We start from the raw sequence: 16,609 nt of genomic DNA, 5'->3' as shown, positions 1-16,609 counted from the left end.
TTCAGTGGCATTCCATGCCATTTAAAGGCATTAAATGGCATGGAATGCCGTTTGAATGCCCCATGGACCAGCCAGGATGGATGCACGCTGCATTAACCCATCATGAGGCGACTACTGTTCCTCGATTTCGACGGCGTACTACACCCCGACGCCGTATACCGGACACGACGTGGAGTCGCACTGCGCGCCGAGGGTGGGCTGTTCATGTGGGCGTCGCTGCTGGTCGAGGCTCTGGCAGGGCACCCGGACGTGAGTATCGTGCTATCGACCAGTTGGGTGCGGAACCTTGGCTTTCATAGGGCTCGCAAGGCTCTGCCGGCCCAGCTGCATCAGCGGGTCATCGGTGCGACGTGGCACTCAGCCATGTCCAGAAGTTCGACCGACTACATAGCCTGGGACAACCAGACCCGGTATCAGCAGATCGCGGCGTACCTGGCGCGCCGCACTGAACCTGTAAGCTGGTTAGCTATCGATGACGACGCTAGGGGCTGGCGAATGCAGACCGCGAGCGGCTGGTTCTCACAGCTCCTCACCGCGGGCTTGCTGATTCCAACGCCATGGATGAGCTGATCCGCAAATTTGGAGCCACCGAATGATCCTTGCAAGTCGAGCTGTCATTTTCGATGCGTTCGGCACTTTGCTAAAAATCCAAGGTGGCCGGCACCCATATCGCAGTCTGCTGAAGCTCGGTCAGAGGAATGGTCGCAGACCGCGCCCAAATGACGCACATGTACTCATGCAGGAGCCGCTGACTTTCTCCCAGGCCGCTACTCGGTTGGGCATCAGAGTCACACGTAACGAGCTGGCCGACCTAGAGCAGCTATTGGCTGATGAGGTGGCAGAAATAGAGCCATTTGAGGATGGGCTAGAAGCGGTTGCACTACTGAAGCAACAGGGGATTCGGGTAGGCGTTTGTTCGAACCTGGCCTTCCCTTACCGAGAAGCCATCTTGAGGCACTACCCGAACCTAGATACCTATGCATTCAGCTGTGAGCTCGGAGTGATCAAGCCAACCACTGAAATCTACCGTACGACTTGCGAGCTCCTTGGAGCACGGCCGGCCCTAACGCAAATGATCGGAGACTCGCAACCCTGTGACAAAGATGGGCCTAGCAGCGCTGGCATCAAGGGCCATCTTCTCGACAGAGTGGATGATGCCGGTGACTACGCGGATCTTCTCAGTTTCGCCCAAGATGTTTTGCGAGGCTGAAGAAAGCGAAGGGTTACTGAGAGTCGAAGACGGAAGTCATACTGCAGCCTGCTCAAGCTCATCTGGACGCAGGTGCTGCGCTACATGAAAGCCTTCGCCCATTTCAGGTCTGCGGATTTCGGAGAACGTGACCGAGCGTTCCGCTAATATGTGACCGGTGCTTTTGCTCCGGTTGCGCGGGTTCTGGGTTGTAATCGCATCGGTCACGATGCGGCTTTTTTCCGGCGCAGTGATTCGCCCTTCATCGTCAGTCGGTAGGCGCTGTGCACCAGGCGGTCGAGGGTGGCGTCGGCCAGGGTCGGGATCGTTGATCCAGCCATGCCAGTGCTCGATGGGCAGTTGGCTGGTCAGGATGGTTGAGCGGCTGCCGGCAAGGTCGTCGATCACTTCCAGCAGGTCATGCCGGGCGCCTTCTTCCAGCAAGGCCCAGTCCAAAACCAGCACATCGACCTTGGCCAGCTGTTGCAGGGTGCGACCGAAGCTGCCGTCGCCATGGGCGATGCGCAGTTGCTCCAGCAGGCGTGGCGTGCGCAAGTACAAGGTGCTGTAGCCCAGGCGGCAGGCCTAGTTGCCCAGCGCGCAGGCCAGCCAGGTTTTGCCAGCACCGGTCGGGCCGGTCAACAGCAGGTTGAGTTGCTGGCGGATCTAGTCGCCGCAGGCCAGGGTGGCGATCAGGCGCTCGTCCAGGGCGCGGCCGGAACGGCGGTCGAGATCTTCCAGGCAAGCGCTGGCGTACTTGAGCTTGGCCTTCTTGCGCAGCCGCACCAGGCGCTGGTTATCACGCCAGGCCAGCTCGCGGTCGAGCAGTAGGCCAAGGCGTTCATCGAAGCTCAGGCTGTGGCTGGCCGGCATCGTCCATTGCTCTTCCAGGCGCGGGGCATGCCGTCCAGGCGTAGCTGGTGCAGTTGATTCAGGGTGTATTGGGGCATCATCGAACAGCTCCTGTTGCGGGGGGTGGTAGTAGTCGGCGCCACGGGTTTTCGTGGTGCTCGGGGAGCGTTGTCTCGGCGGCACGCTTGGGCAGTGGCTGCCGATCCAGGCCTTGCTGGAGCAAGTTGCGCACGCTGCGCCCGGTGAAGGCACGCAGCTGGACGGCCCGTTCGGCCGCGTCCTCCAATCGTGCATTGCCATAGCGGCGGGCCAGCGAGAGCAGGCCGAGACAGGCGCGATAGCCCATCTCCGGGTGGGAATTGTGGGTCAGCTGGTGGTCGATCAGTTGGCGCGTCTAGGGGCCGATGCGCGCACCCCAGTCGAGCAACCGTTGTGGTGTCTATTCGCGGTGCGCTTGGTGCGCGGCGGGCATGTGCTCGCGCTGCGTGCTGTAGGCGCCACGGCGACCCAGCAGCACATGGCTGGCCACCCGCCGGTTGCCATGCAGCACTTCCAGGGTGCGCGCCGTCAGCCGCACTTCGACGCTCTGCTGGGCCAGGGCCGAGGGCACGCTGTAGAAGCTGCCATTCACCTCGACGTGGTAATGGATGTGCGCCCGCGCCTTCTTCCACTCGGTGTAGACGTAGGGCTGTTCCGGCAGCGGTCGCAGGGCGGGTCGATCCAGGATGTCGAAGGCCGACTGCCGGGAGCCTGGTAGCTTGCGAAACGGTCGGCGGTTGAGTCGCTCCAGCAGCGCCACGATGGCCGTGTTGAGTTCTTTCAGGGAGAAGAACTGGCGATGGCGCAGGGCGGCGAGGATCCAGCGTTCGACCACCTGCACGCCGACTTCGGCCTTGGCCTTGTCGCGCGGCTTGCGCGCGCGTGTTGGCACCACCGCCACAGCGTAGTGCTCGGCCAGGTCGCGGTAGCTGGGGTTGATGTCCGGCTCGTAGCGATGCGCCTTGCTCACCGCGCTGCGCAGGTTGTCTGGCACCACGATCTCCGGCACCCCGCCGAGGAAGGCGAAGCAGCGGGCGTGGGAGCCCAGCCAGTCCGGCAACTGCTGCGACCAGGTGGCTTCGGCGAAGGTGTAGCTGGAGGCGCCGAGCACCGCGACAAATACCTGCGCCTGGCGGATCTCGCCGCTGTGGCGGTCGATCACCGGCACCGTCTGGCCGGCGTATCGACGAACAGCTTCTCGCCGACACGGTGCTCCTGGCGCATCACCACATCCAGCTTGCCCTGCCAGGCCCGGTAGTGGTCGCAGAACCAGCTGTACTGGAAGCCGTGTGGCTGAGCCGCCTTGTATTCCTGCCAGAGCAGCGCCAAGGTCACGCCCGGCCGGCGTAGCTCAGCGATGGTCCTTCCTGACCTAGAGGAGCTGCGCAGTTTTCCCGCACGAGGCCCTGATGGGGTATCCAACGCTGATCTCAATGTCGAGCTGCGGCGATCGAATGCTATTTGGATCTGCGACTGAAAGACCGCAATCCACCGCAAGTGACTTGGACGAACTACAAAGAGAAATTGGATGTCTATCAAGGCTCACTTGACTTCAAGGAAAGCTATGCCGATGCGTTCTACAAAGCGAGTGCAGAGGCTATCGCCGCCAATGAGTACGACGTGAGCAAGCTACGAATCGTGCTAGGTGCTCTTTTACGACAGTGCAGTCAGATGGCTGAACAAATGCACTCTGTGGAATAGCACGCAGAGCTCTAGCCGTATGGCCTGCAGGCATTGATGGCAGCCCCATTCAGGGCTGCCTGGTGAAGTCAGATTACGCGCTTGATGCTGATGTAATCGCCCTGAGTGCGCAGGGTAACTGTCACCGGTTTGCTAGTTCGATTGCGCCAGAACCAACCGTGCTTGCCATCGAATGCAGCCTCCAGAACACCCGAGTCTTCCGCGGTTGAACGTCCTTTCCCATAGCCGTGGTAGAAGTCGCGCGGCGCGTTGTAAGGATCGCCGTGGGTGTCGTAGTTAACGACGCCGCCATTGGCAGTCCAGAGGTAGTTCACCTTGGCTCCCTGCTTCATTTCCAGCTTCACTTCGGCGCCCTGGTTCGGGCTCAAGGTGATGCTCATTTCATGCTGCAGACCAGCTGCCTGCTCAGGCGCAGTCGGTTGCTCTGGAGCGGGAATGACCTCGACAGGAGCTGATGGGGAAGTTGCCGGGGCGGTAGGTGCTACGGCGATAGCTTCAGCTGGCGGCGGAGTTGGAGTCTGAGCTGCGACCTCATCGGCGCGGGCCTCGTCAGCCAGCTGGATCTTCACCTCACCCATCTGGGTGAGTCCAAGTGCTCGGCCCACGCCAGTGGGGTCGATCGCATATTCCGAAGGCATTACCACAGTAACCAGAAGCACGCAGGCAATGATTGCCGCGATGATCGTGGAGCGCAGTAGCTGTGCTGTCGAGGGGAGTTCGTTAAGGGTCGGAAGCTTGGTATTGAACATAGAAAGAATTCCTTACTGAGAGACGATCAGGCCGGTGATCTGGTAGCCCATGAGCAAGAAGCCGGCGCTCATCATGGCGACGTTGGCGGTATAGGCGTGGCGCCAGAAGCTGGCGGTACGTCGCCAGTAGCCCATCAGAATTAGAATGCCGCCGAGAGCCAGTAGCTGGCCGATCTCGACACCTACGTTGAAGGCAATCAGGTTGGCGATCAGGCCGTCAGAAGAGATCTCGAACTCCTGGATCTTGGTAGCCAGACCGAAGCCATGAAGCAGGCCGAAGATCAGCGTTGCTGCGCGGGTGTCGGGTTGATAGCCAAACCAGCGCTGGAAGGCGCCGAGGTTATCCAGGGCCTTGTAGACGACCGAAAAGCCGATGATGGCGTCGATCACATAAGAGCTGATGCTGATGTTGCTCAGCACCCCAAAGAGCAGGGTGATGGAGTGACCAAGCGCGAACAGCGTGACGTACAGCCCTACGTCCTTCAGGCGGTAGAGGAAGAAGATCACACCGAACAGGAACAGCAGGTGGTCGTAGCCGGTGATCATGTGTTTGGCGCCCATATAGATGAAGGGCATCAACATCACGCCGGTACTTTCCTGGATGAAGCCCTTGTCTCCTTCGGGCACACCGTGGGCCAGCGCCTCAGGCATGACTGCCATCAGTAGAGCGATGGCAAGCAGGGGCAGAAAAAGCGGTCGACGCAGGCGTGCGATCAGCGCCGTTGCCCCGCTCAGGGGAAGCGAATTCATAACGATTTCCTAGGTTGTAGTGGTCTGGGCCGCAAGGCGGCCGGTTTCAGAACACAACCTAGAGCGTGGTGGCCGTTCGATCAGGTAGATCGGCACTTCAGGGACAGTTGCCCGCAACGAGTTGGGAGGGGTTTCCCGCTCGGGGCGTGACAGCAGTGTCAGCGCCGACCCGAGATAAGGGATCTCATGGCTATGGTCAGCCGCATGTTTGTGGCTCGGGAACGCCGGCGCGTCCACATCATGGGAATGACCATGGGGCACAGCGCCAGAGTAATCACCCGGTATCAGCGGAGTCTTGATGGCGGCCAGCGAATGCCCTACCCAGGCCAATAGCAAGGCCAGTATCAATGCGATAACGGGTTTCTTCGAGGCGCTACGACTAGCCATTTTTCTATGTCTTGCATCTCGCGATGAGCGAATAGGGTCGTTTGACCGTATCCCCCCCAGGGGGATAGGATGCGAGCGTAAATCATCGAGACATAGGACTCAAGGCATGAGCGATCACGAGCACAGCCATGGCCATCGGCACCAGAGCCACAGCGATGTCGTGAAGCGCCTGAAACGCGCTGAGGGTCATCTGCGCAGCATCATCACCATGATCGAGGATGGTCGTGAGTGCGTTGATATCGCGCAGCAGCTGCATGCCGTTGAGAAGGCCGTGTGCCAGGCCAAGCGCACCCTGATTCAAGATCACATCGATCACTGTCTGGAGCACACGATGGACGCTCTCGCCACTGGCGAGCGCACCTCCCTTGAAGACTTCAAGCAGATCACGAAGTACCTGTAGGTCTCCCTATGTCGAGCTTTGCCGAATTACTGCAGCAGGGTGCGTCCCACGCTTGGCTGTACTTCCCCAGCGCTATCCTCCTGGGGGCATTGCATGGCCTGGAGCCGGGCCACTCGAAGACCATGATGGCGGCCTTCATCGTCGCCATCCGGGGCACCGTAAAGCAGGCAATCCTGCTGGGTTTGGCAGCGACAATCTCGCACACAGCAGTGGTCTGGCTGGTGGCCATGGGTGGCATGTATCTGGGCCAGAACCTGAATGCCGAAACGACAGAGCCGTACTTCCAGCTCGCTTCTGCCGCGATCATCATCACCATCGCGTTGTGGATGCTCTGGCGCACCTGGCGTGGGGAGCAGATGTGGCGTTTCGAAGAAGGTGATCACGCGCATGATCACCATCACGATGAGACCCGCCGAATCGATACCGGACACGGGCGCATCGAGCTTTCGATCTTTGAAGAAGGTGTTCCCCCGCGCTGGCGCTTGCGCACCCTGAGTGGCCATTCCTGGCCGGCAGAGGACGTGAGCCTGTCGACGACACGCCCAGACGGAACAGCTCAGCTATTCCGCTTTGTGCAGTGCGGCGAATACCTGGAGTCGGAGTCAGAGATCCCCGAACCCCATCAGTTCACCGCGCGCCTGAGCCTTGGTCACGTGGGCCATTCGCACGATTACGACCTCGATTTCCATGAGCACGACCACGGCCACGACCATTCCGATCTGCAGGGCCTGGAGCTGTCGGTGGAGGGGTATCAGGATGCTCATGAGCGAGCCCACGCCAACGACATCCGCAACCGCTTCAATAACCGCAACGTCACCACTGGGCAGATCATCCTATTCGGCCTGACCGGGGGACTGATCCCTTGTCCCGCCGCAATCACGGTGTTGTTGCTGTGCCTGCAGGTGAAGGAAGTCGCACTCGGGGCTGTTCTGGTGCTGTGCTTTAGTGTCGGTCTGGCGCTGACGCTGGTGTCCGTCGGCGCAGCTGCCGCAGTAGGCGCTCGCCAGGCCTCTAATCGTTGGCCATGGCTGGGGGCAGTCGCGCGTCGCGCGCCCTACCTCTCGAGCGTGCTCATCATTGGTGTCGGTATCTATGTCGGCGTTCATGGCTGGATCGGTCTGACCGCCTAAATGTGGGAGCTATCAGGCTACCTGGGCCTATTCCTCGCGGCCTTCAGTGCCGCGACTTTGATCCCTGCACAGTCCGAGGCAGTGCTCACCGGCCTGCTGATAAGTGGCAACTACTCGGTGGTCATGCTGTTGGTGGTGGCTACAGCAGGAAACGTTCTGGGTTCCGCGCTCAACTGGCTGCTCGGTCTCTACATTGAGCGTTACCGGCACAAGCGCTGGTTTCCAGTCAGTGACGACAAGCTGGCCCGCGCGCAGCGGGCCTACCACCGCTACGGTCGTTGGTCACTGCTGCTGAGCTGGGTGCCGATCATTGGCGACCCGCTGACCCTGATTGCCGGCGTCATGCGCGAACCCTTTTGGAGCTTCTTATTGATCGTGCTGCTGGCCAAGGCTGCTCGATACTTGGTGCTCACCGTGGTGACCCTCGGGATCATGGGGTAATGCGCTCGACCAGCCTGGATCTCGTCAAATGGCTCGCCATGCTGACGATGGTCATAGACCACCTGCGCTATCTCTGGCCTGAAGAGACAGCCTGGCTGTTCGTGGTTGGACGCTTCGCCTTCCCACTGTTCTGCGTGGGTATTGCCGCCAACGTGTCACGTTCACGCCCAGGAGATCTGTACAGCGATAACAACTTTCGTTATCTGAGCTGGCTACTGGCTTTTAGCCTCATATCCGAGCTGCCGTATCGGGCGTTGTCCGAGATGAGCAATACGCTGAATGTCATGCCGACACTGATGTTGGGGCTCATAGTTGCTTGGAGTGTCCATCACAGCGATCGTGCAGGCTTGATGCTGGGGCTATTCACGTTGACCGTTGCGACAGTGCTTCATGATCGGCTGATGTACGGCGCGTTTGGAGTCCTGCTGCCGGCCACCATGGTGTTGGCAGTGCAGCGCCCCGGGGTCACCTGGCTCATACCCGCAGTCATCAGCGTGTTGGCCAATAGCCGTGACGGTTGGATCGGAGCTGGTCCCTTTGGCACCTGGTGGGCCATGGCCACGACCTTTGCGGCTCCGCTGGTTGGCCTGTGGCTATTGCGCCAGAAAATCACCCAACACATATGGCCAGTGGGGCGCTGGGGTTACTACTTCTACCCCGGCCATCTAGCGGTGCTGGCGTTGTTTCGTGCGGCTCTCTGACCGGTCGATCAAAATCCCCTTGCTCAATGCAGGCCTTTTGCCATAATCCGGAGTGTGACCTAGATCACATATAAGAGCCAATCGAAACGGAGTTTGAACATGAAGAAGCTTTCTGCCGCCCTGATCGCCACCGTGATTGCCCTGTCCTCTGCTGTCGCAGTTGCCCATAGCGGAGGCACCGACTCGAAGGGCTGCCATACCAACCACTCCACGGGCGAGTACCACTGCCATTGATTTAGGCAGTGCTGGCCGCCTCTCGTGAGGCGGCCAGAACCAGATGGCTAGACCAAATCGCACACCGGCTGCTTGGCTTCACGCCAACCTGCAAAGCCGTCGACGAGATACCGCGCATCCAGTCCCATTGCCCAGAGAGTAGCGGCACACCCCTGGCTGATCTCATGCCCATGAGCGCAGTAAAGAATCACGGGGCGATCCCGTGGCACTTGATCCTTCCAAGAGAAAAGCTGTTCGGGGTCATACCATTTCGCCTCAGCGATCTGTGCTCCGTCAGCGTTGCGTGCGATAGCTCGGCGCACATCGAGTAACTCAAAGCAGCGACCTGAAGCCTGCCACTCAGCGAGCTCGCGAATCGATATGCGCTCCATAACCTCTCCCTAACGCAACAGGTGGATAGCCAAACCCACAAGAGCACATCCCACCAACACCTGGATGACTCCACGCTTGAAGCGGAAAAGTGCGACTGCGGCACCGACAGCGATCAACGCCGAGAGCCAATCGAAGCTGCCAGCAAAACCCTCAGGCCACAGCACGTGATAGCCGAAGAACAGCGCCAGGTTGAGGATGACGCCAACCACCGCAGCAGTAATGCCGGTCAGCGGCGCGGTGAACTTCAGTTCGTTGTGGGTGGATTCCACCAGCGGCCCGCCGGCGAGGATGAACAGGAACGAGGGCAGGAAGGTAAACCAGGTGACGAGGCTGGCTGCTACAGCGCCGGCAAGGAATGCCTGTTCTGGCCCGAAGACCTGATGCACATAGGCACCAACGAAGCCCACGAAGGCCACCACCATGATCAGCGGCCCTGGGGTGGTCTCGCCCAGCGCCAGGCCATCGATCATCTGGGTGGGGGTCAGCCAGCCGTAATGGCCTACCGCGCCCTGATAGACATACGGCAATACCGCATAGGCGCCGCCGAAGGTGAGTAGAGCAGCCTTGGTGAAGAACCAGCCCATTTGAGTCAGGGTGCCCTCCCAACCATATAGGGCGGTCAGTAGCCCCATCGGCAAGGCCCACAGCACAGCTCCTACGGCGACCAACAGAGCCAAGCGCGACCAGCGGAAGCGCGCATGCGCCGGCGGTGGCGTGTCATCGTCGATCAATGCCGGCCCATAGGACTGTTTGGATGCCCCATGCCCACCACCGACGCTGAACTTGTCCGGGGCATAGCGTCCGCCCAGGTAGCCAATCATGGCCGCCCCTAGAACGATCAGCGGGAACGGGATATTGAGGGCGAAGATCGCCACGAAGGAGGCAGCAGCGATCGCCCACAACCAGTTGTTTTTCAGCGCGCGTGAACCGATACGGTGGGCAGCCTGAACAACGATGGCGGTGACGGCGGGTTTGATGCCGTAAAACAATCCCGCCACCACCGGCACTTCGCCGAAAGCGATGTAGACCCAGGACAGGGCGATCAGGATGAACAGTGAGGGCAGCACAAACAGTACGCCGGCGATCACCCCACCCCAAGTGCGATGCATGAGCCAGCCGATATAGGTGGCCAGTTGCTGAGCCTCCGGGCCTGGCAGGAGCATGCAGTAGTTCAACGCATGCAGGAAACGGCGCTCCGAGATCCAGCGCCGCCGCTCCACCAGCTCCTGGTGCATGATCGAGATCTGCCCGGCTGGGCCACCGAAGCTGATGAAACCGAGTTTCAGCCAGAACAGAAATGCCTCGAGTAGGCCAATTTTTTCTACCCTGTCCTGGTCTTGCTCTGTCGCTTGCATGGCTGTCTCACTCATCACTCTGTCCTTCCTTGCCGAATGCAGCCAGCAGCCCATCGAAGATGGCGCAGGCCGCAGCCAATAACTGATCGTCGTTTTCGATGCTGGCTCGCAGTCCGGCCAGTACGCGCTCTACACCCGTTGCTTCTGTGGGTTGCGCGCCCCCCACGTCCAGGTAGTGAACTAGAGCCCCTACGCGCTGAAGCCCTGGAGCCTCCAGCCCGAAGCTGGCCTGCAGGGTTTCGAAGGTGACCTTGTTGCCGACATGGCTGAACTGGGCACCATCGAAATCGAACCCAAGTGCTTCCGCAGGGCACGCATCAAGAGAGGGAAGCCAGAGGATGCTGGCACCTGGATCGATGAAGCGGCGGATCAGCCAGGCGCTGGCCAGGCGGTCCACCCAGGGGCGCTGGCGAGTCGCCCAGGTTCGCCCTTGGTAGTCCCGCGGGTCGAGTTGCTCGATGATTTGCTCGTGGCTGGTGGGCTCATCCTTGGAAAGCGCGCGGTTGATGGCCACTTCGAGGTCACGCAGCAGCGCGTCTGCCTGTTGCAGAGCTGCGCCCGGAAAGAAGTCGATGGCTTGGATCTGCGCGAACGACTTGCGCAGCTTGCGGGCCTGGCGAGCAGTCGCCAGTGCGTTCTCGGGCGTCAGCTGGGCCAGTTGGGGCTCAACCTCCGAGCGCAACCTGGTGTAGTCGTCGCCACGGTCAAAGAGAGGTATGAAGCGCTCACCCTGGGGATCAGTGACCGGCAGGAGCGACGCCGAGCCACCACTATCCAGCACGTCACGCTCGACGGACTCCAGTACCTCACGACTAGCCGAGCCATCCGGCAATAGGTACACGCCGTCGCGAAGAACGGCAGCTCCTGCACTCTTCAGCGTCCGCCAAGCCCGCATTCGCTCGGCGGCATTTGCCGTAGGCAGTGCCATCACGAGACATAGCCAATTAATCAATGTAACGATCTCACCAAATATGTTCGATCTCTACATTACTCTGCGGCTGCTCTATTTGGAACTGCGATATGGGCTCTGCAGCGTCAGTGACTGCTTATCTCCGGGCACCGGCAAAGCGAACTGTCGGTGTGGTGCGAATGACTGTCGGAGGGATGCGAATAGGTGTCGGTGGCGTGCGAATGGCTGCCGGAGGGATGCGAATAGGTGTCGGGGCGTGCGAATGGCTGTCGGAGGATGCGAATAGGTGTCGATGTGTGCGAAAGGCTGTCGATTTTGAAAAACGCGTTGTGTCGGTTTTGCGTGCGAATCAGTGTTGGTTAGGCATGCGAATTAGTGTCGGAACCAATGCGAATACTCAAGGGTGGCCGGATGGCCGTGGAATCAGTGGCCGGATGCATGTGGAACGGGTGGCCGGATCAGCGTTGAGTCGGTGGCCGAATGGCCGCGGAATCCGCAGGTAAGCCGTACCGCCTGTTTCGGAGAGCGCGGGAAATAGGTCACGCTGCTACCGAAATGAGCGATCAACCGAAATGGCCGGTCACGATGCTCCGAAATCCGCATCAAATCGCGGTGTATCACCCTAATTTGCCTACCCGTAATAGTCTCGCACTGATTTTTAAGCGTGCAACCTGTTAAGCCATGTCCGTGAGGTTTGAAATGCAGTGCTCGGCAGCTCGGAGGAGCTCACGGTTGGGACGAGTATTCGTATGGGTATAGGCGTCGGCTAGTGGATCGGCGCCATAGCGCCAGTTTGCTGCCATTCCGTGGCATGAAATGGCAAGTATCAAGCGCTGCCCGGTTTCGCTTGCGCCGATTTCGTGGCATTACGTGCCACGTAATGCCACGGTCTGGCATGGATTGCCGGATTACTTGCCAGCGCTCTTGGCCTGAAGCAGATGTCCGTACTGCTGGAACACGGATTTGGGCGCAGCTCGGTGATGAATTCGTCGCTGACCCTGGTGAGTACCAGTTCGGTGCCGCAGGTTTTCATGCGGATAGTGGTGGGCGAGGTGCGGTTGCCGTGCCACGGGGTGAGGCTCCAGCGGCTGGAAGGCTTCACGATCCAGGCCTTCTCGGTGATGTTGGCGGTGCCCGTCAGGGACATTTCGCCTTCGATCTGGGCTGCCAGGTACTCGACGGTGTTGCCGTTGGTAGCTTTGGAGTAAATCTGACCTTGGGCGATCAGTGGGAGGTCGCTCTGCTTGAAGGACAGGAGAGCCTGCTGCTGGTCGTTGCGGTTCATGCAGTGGAACTCACCGGCCCAGGTGCCGACCAGGCTGGAGGTGGTGAGGTCGGAGAGAGACTGCTGCATGTCGCTCATGCTGGAGCAGGCGCTGAGAAGGGCGAGGGAGGCGATGAGGATAAGGCGCATAATCGGATTCCTTTCCAGGCGGCGAGTTAGTTACAGGTAGATGGTGAAGAACGTGTCGCCCAAGGACTTCGCCATAGCGAGAACGTCTACCCCCAGCATTGTCATTGAGTTGATAGCGACTTTGTACCCGTCCGCCTTGGAGTAGCGAATGTGGACGCCGCGGTAGTCACACGCATTGAACCCGTCATGAAAAGGGCCATTTCCTCTGGTCTCGCGAAAGGCAATCTCCCGGCCACTCATGAATGCCCGGACTTCGCAGACCCTTCGGCCGTTCTTGCTGTCTCCTTCCATCACCTGCAGGTGATACTCCTGGCCGGGCCGGATATTCATGGTCGGCACGTTCTGATTGAAGTACGTCGAGGCGCGATCATCCCATCTGGCCGGCTCAATCTCACCTTGCTTAGCCCAGGCCTGCCCAGCGATGCCGGTGGCGATTGGGTACAGAACGATCCCCAGCAGCACACCGACATAGACTACGAATCCAAGGAAAACCTGTGGGGCGCGCAGCTCGGCGACCTTCTCGAAATCACTGCCCAGGTACATGGCAGTCTGAGTCGAATTGAACGGCAGCGCTTCGAGCTGTGCCTTGGCTTTGCGCGCGGCGATGAAACGCAGGGAGACGTACCAGAAAGCCGCTGCTGGGATCACCGTCCAAGCCATGCCGAACAGAATTCCTACCGCAACTACGACGGGAATCATCAACAGAACCTGCGGCCCCGGATCTACCATGCTCCCCATCAGCTCGCCCACGAGGGCCGAGAAGCCGCTGGTGATGAAGCTCACCACCGCACCCACATTCCACTCGGCGCCCATCGCCAGCCACAGGTAGGAAAGACCTGCCATTGCTGCAGCCCAGTTGATGACCTGGGCACAGCCATAGCCACCGAAAGCGCCGCCATTGATCGGTGCTATCGCCACGAAATGAGTGCGGCGCCCCAGGATGGCACGGGGAAGGAAGCAGGCCACTAGCAGCAGACCTGCCATTAGCAGCATCAGTCCTTCATGCCCTGGCAGAGCCACAAACTCACCGTTAGCGTAGGTGCGCCCCTTCATCACGTCCCGAGCCATATCCACGAACGGGATGGCCAGCGCTGCAGCAATGAAGCCGGACTTTGGTACCGACCAGATCTCGGCAAGCCAGTTGCCGGTCAGACTGCGGCGGTAGTAGTAGCGATAGCTGCGCTTAGGCCGGTACTTGGTGCCGGAGTTCTTCACCGTCACCCCGAACCAGCCGCTGGCGATGGCCACATAGGAAAGCAGGCGGCCAGTGTTGTTCATCACCAGCGAATGGGTTGCCGAGCTATCCACCCAAGGCAGGCGGACGGACTGCCCGGCAGGGCGATTGGCGCATTCCTCAACGAACGCATCTGCCAGTTCATTGCACGGCCTGTAGCCACGCGGATAGAAGAAATCGAGAGCGGCCCTTACGGAACTGAGGGCAACGCTCCACATCACGTACAGGGGCAGAGAAACGCCATACGACCAAACGGCCCCGAGGAAAGATCTGACTGCTGACATAGCCGCAACTCCTTTGCCATCACTGGATTTGAACGCTCGATTCCTACAGATCTGCTGTGCTGCCCATCAGGCTCTTGGCGAGCTCATCAATCAGCACCTCTCGCACCGCCAGCTTGCAGTGCCGTTGCCAACTGGCACGCGACAGGTACCCAGCATCAATACTCAACGGGTGCAGCCGTCGCCACTCCCGTTCAAGCCGAGTAGCCTCCCTCTGGAGATAGCCCTGCTTCCGCTTGATGTAGGCCTGCAGCCTCTGGCCTTCCGCCAGCCGGCGCATGAGGAGCGGGTTTACCTCTTGAAGAATCTCGTGAACTGTCCGCCCCCAAAACGGCAAGCCCCGAAGTTCGGGCAGCAAGCTCGCTTCCATCGGCATGGACAGGTAGAGGTCATGAAACTGCGAATTTAGGGCCACCGCCTACTCCAACTGGCCAACGTGCCTACAGCTGGACCAGCTCTATCGGCAAGCGGCCGGAGACCAACCCCGGAAAGACAATCGCATCTGCCACACGGCCATTACTCACGATCTCGATGAGCAGGGAGGCCTGACCTCTGTAGCTACACCGACGGAAAGTGATTGACTCACCCTCATCTAGGATCGGCAGCTCGCTAGACACGACGAGGCCTGCTATGAGGAGATCATAGTACGGTAGCTTAAATTAAGCAACTTACGTAATTCTGGTTATCAACCTGAGGTCCTTCTGGTCTGAAGCCCGCCCGCAGTTCGATAAATCGCGCAAAGCCTTCACGGGTTGAAAAGCGCGCCTCTATTACGTAAGTTACAACTCTTAAATAACAAACCAAACTAGGGCAAACGATGCTCAAGCCGAATACCCCAGCACAGAGCGCGGCAGTTTTTAAGCGCGTCACCTTCTCGCTGACAGACCAAATCAGTGAGGAGATTGATCGCCTTAGCCTGATTCCGCGCGGATTTCGGGCCTCTCGCTCAGACGTTGTCCGTGCCGGTGTTGCGGCCCTGGCAGAAATGACGGAAGAGCAGGTCGTGGCCCTGCTGGATAAGGTGCGGCGCGAATAGCCGCATGCTTGTAAACCTATCGTTGCGCGTTGGGTAAGCATGGAACTGAAGGCTCAGTGGGTTATTCACAGGCTCTGCGCGTAGAAATACGGTAGATATAAGGTAGAAGCATGTCTGTCTTTATTTTTTATAACAAAATCAATTGGTTGCATGTTGTTGCTGCAATGCTATGCCACTGCGGCGCGGTGCTATGCCACCAAAGAGCGACGCTATGCCATCAACAGCGCGACGCTATGCCACCGCGGCACAACATTACGGAGTAAGCCAAAGAACCAGCTGCGGCTTGCCCCTACTGCTTTCCTGAATGCTGGCTCTGGTGATGATTTCCAGGCGCTCCAGCTCGCTGACGGCTCGACAAAGGCTGTGATGGAAATCACGCATACGCCCTCCATATGTCATCTGGGCCTTCAGCCCCTCCAGTGCGTAACGCTGCACTCGATCTGACGATGTGGCGATCAGCCGCTGCAGAGTTTTGGCCATGTCCCGCCCGCGTCGGATCTGCAAGCGCTTTCCCCAGTCAATCAGGCTGTACTCCCGATTTCCGAACATCAAAATCCAATGTGGGTCGAGCGTGTAGCGGAAGGTCTCGTTGTCATAGCTGAGGTTTTTCAGGATGTTGAATGACTCCATCCTCCCCACTGTGTAGCGGGTAGATCCATCTGGCTTAAACGCTTCGAGGAACAGCGTCGCCTCGCGCAAACGTTTCATGCTTCGATAAAGCCACTCGTATTGCGAGCTGCCGATGGTTCCGCGCTTGATCTTCCTGAGCAGCTGTTTGCGGTTGAGCTGAACTGGGTCTCCTAGCGGAAACGGTTGCGCGAACGCGATCAGCGCCATGATCAGGTCCCCGTCGGCTTCGTCCAGCTGCTCACCGCTGTACTCCAAGACGCAATCTCGGCGTGTCACCATCTTGGTCTTCGAGTGCTGTTTGCGCTCATTGCGAGCGATCGGAGCAATCAGGCTCGACCGATTGAGGTGGTTTGGAAAGGCCCCGATGGCAAAACCGGGTAAGAACATGTGGCGGGAAGTAGCTTTACCCTTTCCGCCACGCGAGTTCTCCTTGCGGGCGGGTGGTGCTGCCGGCGTCGATTTGGCAGTGCTTCCAGGCCCGCGCCGAATCTCCCAAATGCGTTCCTCACTACGATTCATCAAGACATTTGCCCAACTGACGCGAGAATCTTGTCTGCGATCCAGGCATGGACATGTTCGGCAGGCCAAGCGACCGAATTCGGACCAAGCCGTACCGGGGGCGGGAACTCGCCACTACGGATGAGTCGGTAGATCTGCGACTTGCTCAAGCCAACCTGGGTGCAAACACCGGGCAAACGCAGAAGTGCAGGAGTTACGGGTGATACCAGTGCCATTCGAGGTCTCCATGAGTCCTGTTTCGATGGCTCTGGATTGAATGGCACGCGCTGGCAATAAAAACCGAAT

At 59.4% G+C, this 16,609-nt stretch carries 21 protein-coding genes and 2 pseudogenes; 9 read left to right on the top strand and 14 right to left on the bottom strand.

What is annotated here, in order from left to right; genetic code table 11:
- The first annotated feature begins 102 nt into the window (after positions 1 to 102).
- The gene (locus PSEST_RS19660) at positions 103 to 570 is read left to right on the top strand and encodes an HAD domain-containing protein (RefSeq protein WP_015278675.1); all 468 of its coding nucleotides are present in this window, start codon (positions 103 to 105) and stop codon (positions 568 to 570) included.
- 22 nt (positions 571 to 592) lie between these two features.
- On the top strand, positions 593 to 1,210 hold the full coding sequence (locus PSEST_RS19655; RefSeq protein ID WP_015278674.1) for an HAD family hydrolase: 618 nt from the start codon (positions 593 to 595) through the stop codon (positions 1,208 to 1,210).
- A gap of 36 nt (positions 1,211 to 1,246) precedes the next feature.
- On the opposite strand, the gene PSEST_RS22430 is transcribed toward PSEST_RS19655, so the two are convergent.
- The 3 genes and pseudogenes from PSEST_RS22430 to istA form a co-directional block, all read right to left on the bottom strand.
- Complete coding sequence (locus tag PSEST_RS22430) at positions 1,247 to 1,417, bottom strand: hypothetical protein (protein WP_232422567.1); 171 nt, start codon at positions 1,415 to 1,417, stop codon at positions 1,247 to 1,249.
- Positions 1,414 to 2,142: pseudogene (gene istB / locus PSEST_RS22425) on the bottom strand (IS21-like element helper ATPase IstB). The gene PSEST_RS22430 and the pseudogene istB overlap by 4 nt, the downstream one beginning before the upstream one ends.
- 22 nt (positions 2,143 to 2,164) lie before the next feature.
- Positions 2,165 to 3,436, bottom strand: a pseudogene (gene istA, locus PSEST_RS19645) (IS21 family transposase); the annotation flags it as partial.
- Positions 3,437 to 3,541: 105 nt separating this feature from the next.
- Between istA and PSEST_RS19640 the strand changes: the two are divergent.
- Positions 3,542 to 3,781, top strand: coding sequence for a hypothetical protein (locus PSEST_RS19640; protein ID WP_041756808.1), 240 nt, complete (start codon positions 3,542 to 3,544; stop codon positions 3,779 to 3,781).
- A gap of 68 nt (positions 3,782 to 3,849) precedes the next feature.
- Here the strand turns inward: PSEST_RS19640 and PSEST_RS19635 are convergent, their stop codons facing one another.
- The 3 genes from PSEST_RS19635 to PSEST_RS21935 are packed head-to-tail and all read right to left on the bottom strand — an operon-like array spanning position 3,850 to position 5,667.
- Positions 3,850 to 4,530 (bottom strand): hypothetical protein, encoded by a 681-nt coding sequence (locus PSEST_RS19635; protein ID WP_015275850.1) that lies wholly within the window; start codon positions 4,528 to 4,530, stop codon positions 3,850 to 3,852.
- Between the two features lie 12 nt (positions 4,531 to 4,542).
- The gene (locus tag PSEST_RS19630) at positions 4,543 to 5,280 is read right to left on the bottom strand and encodes a HupE/UreJ family protein (protein WP_015275851.1); all 738 of its coding nucleotides are present in this window, start codon (positions 5,278 to 5,280) and stop codon (positions 4,543 to 4,545) included.
- A 9-nt stretch (positions 5,281 to 5,289) separates the two neighbouring features.
- Positions 5,290 to 5,667, bottom strand: a complete 378-nt coding sequence (locus PSEST_RS21935; RefSeq protein WP_080602188.1) for a hypothetical protein — start codon at positions 5,665 to 5,667, stop codon at positions 5,290 to 5,292.
- A 106-nt stretch (positions 5,668 to 5,773) separates the two neighbouring features.
- Here PSEST_RS21935 and PSEST_RS19625 point away from each other — a divergent pair, with 106 nt between their 5' ends.
- The 5 genes from PSEST_RS19625 to PSEST_RS22185 all read left to right on the top strand — a co-directional run bounded on the left by PSEST_RS19625 (position 5,774) and on the right by PSEST_RS22185 (position 8,573).
- Positions 5,774 to 6,067, top strand: a complete 294-nt coding sequence (locus tag PSEST_RS19625) for a metal-sensing transcriptional repressor (RefSeq protein WP_015275852.1) — start codon at positions 5,774 to 5,776, stop codon at positions 6,065 to 6,067.
- Positions 6,068 to 6,075: 8 nt separating this feature from the next.
- A complete protein-coding gene (locus PSEST_RS19620) occupies positions 6,076 to 7,197 on the top strand; it encodes a nickel/cobalt efflux protein RcnA (RefSeq protein WP_015275853.1) in 1,122 nt (373 codons plus the stop codon).
- Positions 7,198 to 7,638 carry a YqaA family protein gene (locus PSEST_RS19615; protein ID WP_015275854.1) on the top strand — a complete coding sequence of 147 codons (441 nt, stop codon included), beginning with the start codon at positions 7,198 to 7,200 and terminating at the stop codon, positions 7,636 to 7,638.
- Complete coding sequence (locus PSEST_RS19610; RefSeq protein ID WP_015275855.1) at positions 7,638 to 8,339, top strand: TraX family protein; 702 nt, start codon at positions 7,638 to 7,640, stop codon at positions 8,337 to 8,339. The genes PSEST_RS19615 and PSEST_RS19610 overlap by 1 nt, the downstream gene beginning before the upstream one ends.
- Before the next feature lie 99 nt (positions 8,340 to 8,438).
- A complete protein-coding gene (locus PSEST_RS22185; RefSeq protein ID WP_015275856.1) occupies positions 8,439 to 8,573 on the top strand; it encodes a YHYH domain-containing protein in 135 nt (44 codons plus the stop codon).
- A gap of 47 nt (positions 8,574 to 8,620) precedes the next feature.
- Here PSEST_RS22185 and PSEST_RS19605 read toward each other — a convergent pair whose 3' ends face one another.
- The 6 genes from PSEST_RS19605 to PSEST_RS19580 all read right to left on the bottom strand — a co-directional run bounded on the left by PSEST_RS19605 (position 8,621) and on the right by PSEST_RS19580 (position 14,554).
- Positions 8,621 to 8,944 (bottom strand): rhodanese-like domain-containing protein, encoded by a 324-nt coding sequence (locus PSEST_RS19605; protein WP_015275857.1) that lies wholly within the window; start codon positions 8,942 to 8,944, stop codon positions 8,621 to 8,623.
- A gap of 9 nt (positions 8,945 to 8,953) precedes the next feature.
- Positions 8,954 to 10,315, bottom strand: coding sequence for a chromate efflux transporter (chrA, locus tag PSEST_RS19600; RefSeq protein WP_015275858.1), 1,362 nt, complete (start codon positions 10,313 to 10,315; stop codon positions 8,954 to 8,956).
- Positions 10,308 to 11,252, bottom strand: coding sequence for a chromate resistance protein ChrB domain-containing protein (locus PSEST_RS19595; protein ID WP_015275859.1), 945 nt, complete (start codon positions 11,250 to 11,252; stop codon positions 10,308 to 10,310). The genes chrA and PSEST_RS19595 overlap by 8 nt, the downstream gene beginning before the upstream one ends.
- Positions 11,253 to 12,036: 784 nt before the next feature.
- Entirely contained in the window at positions 12,037 to 12,564 is a 528-nt protein-coding gene (locus PSEST_RS19590; protein WP_157372411.1) for a hypothetical protein, read from the bottom strand.
- A gap of 90 nt (positions 12,565 to 12,654) precedes the next feature.
- Positions 12,655 to 14,142, bottom strand: coding sequence for a hypothetical protein (locus tag PSEST_RS19585; RefSeq protein ID WP_015278672.1), 1,488 nt, complete (start codon positions 14,140 to 14,142; stop codon positions 12,655 to 12,657).
- Between the two features lie 43 nt (positions 14,143 to 14,185).
- On the bottom strand, positions 14,186 to 14,554 hold the full coding sequence (locus PSEST_RS19580; RefSeq protein WP_015278671.1) for a hypothetical protein: 369 nt from the start codon (positions 14,552 to 14,554) through the stop codon (positions 14,186 to 14,188).
- Between the two features lie 402 nt (positions 14,555 to 14,956).
- Here PSEST_RS19580 and PSEST_RS19575 point away from each other — a divergent pair, with 402 nt between their 5' ends.
- Positions 14,957 to 15,175: a hypothetical protein gene (locus tag PSEST_RS19575; RefSeq protein WP_015278669.1), complete on the top strand. Its 219-nt coding sequence runs from the start codon at positions 14,957 to 14,959 to the stop codon at positions 15,173 to 15,175.
- Positions 15,176 to 15,427: 252 nt separating this feature from the next.
- On the opposite strand, the gene PSEST_RS19570 is transcribed toward PSEST_RS19575, so the two are convergent.
- The gene (locus PSEST_RS19570; RefSeq protein ID WP_232422566.1) at positions 15,428 to 16,324 is read right to left on the bottom strand and encodes a hypothetical protein; all 897 of its coding nucleotides are present in this window, start codon (positions 16,322 to 16,324) and stop codon (positions 15,428 to 15,430) included.
- On the bottom strand, positions 16,324 to 16,539 hold the full coding sequence (locus PSEST_RS21930) for a helix-turn-helix transcriptional regulator (protein WP_041756806.1): 216 nt from the start codon (positions 16,537 to 16,539) through the stop codon (positions 16,324 to 16,326). The genes PSEST_RS19570 and PSEST_RS21930 overlap by 1 nt, the downstream gene beginning before the upstream one ends.
- Between the last annotated feature and the right edge of the window lie 70 nt (positions 16,540 to 16,609).

Origin of the sequence: Stutzerimonas stutzeri RCH2 (assembly GCF_000327065.1) — a bacterium.
Taxonomy (GTDB): domain Bacteria; phylum Pseudomonadota; class Gammaproteobacteria; order Pseudomonadales; family Pseudomonadaceae; genus Stutzerimonas; species Stutzerimonas stutzeri_AE.
The sequence above is the reverse complement of the archived record's forward strand: the minus strand, read 5'-3'. Positions and strand labels throughout refer to the sequence as shown.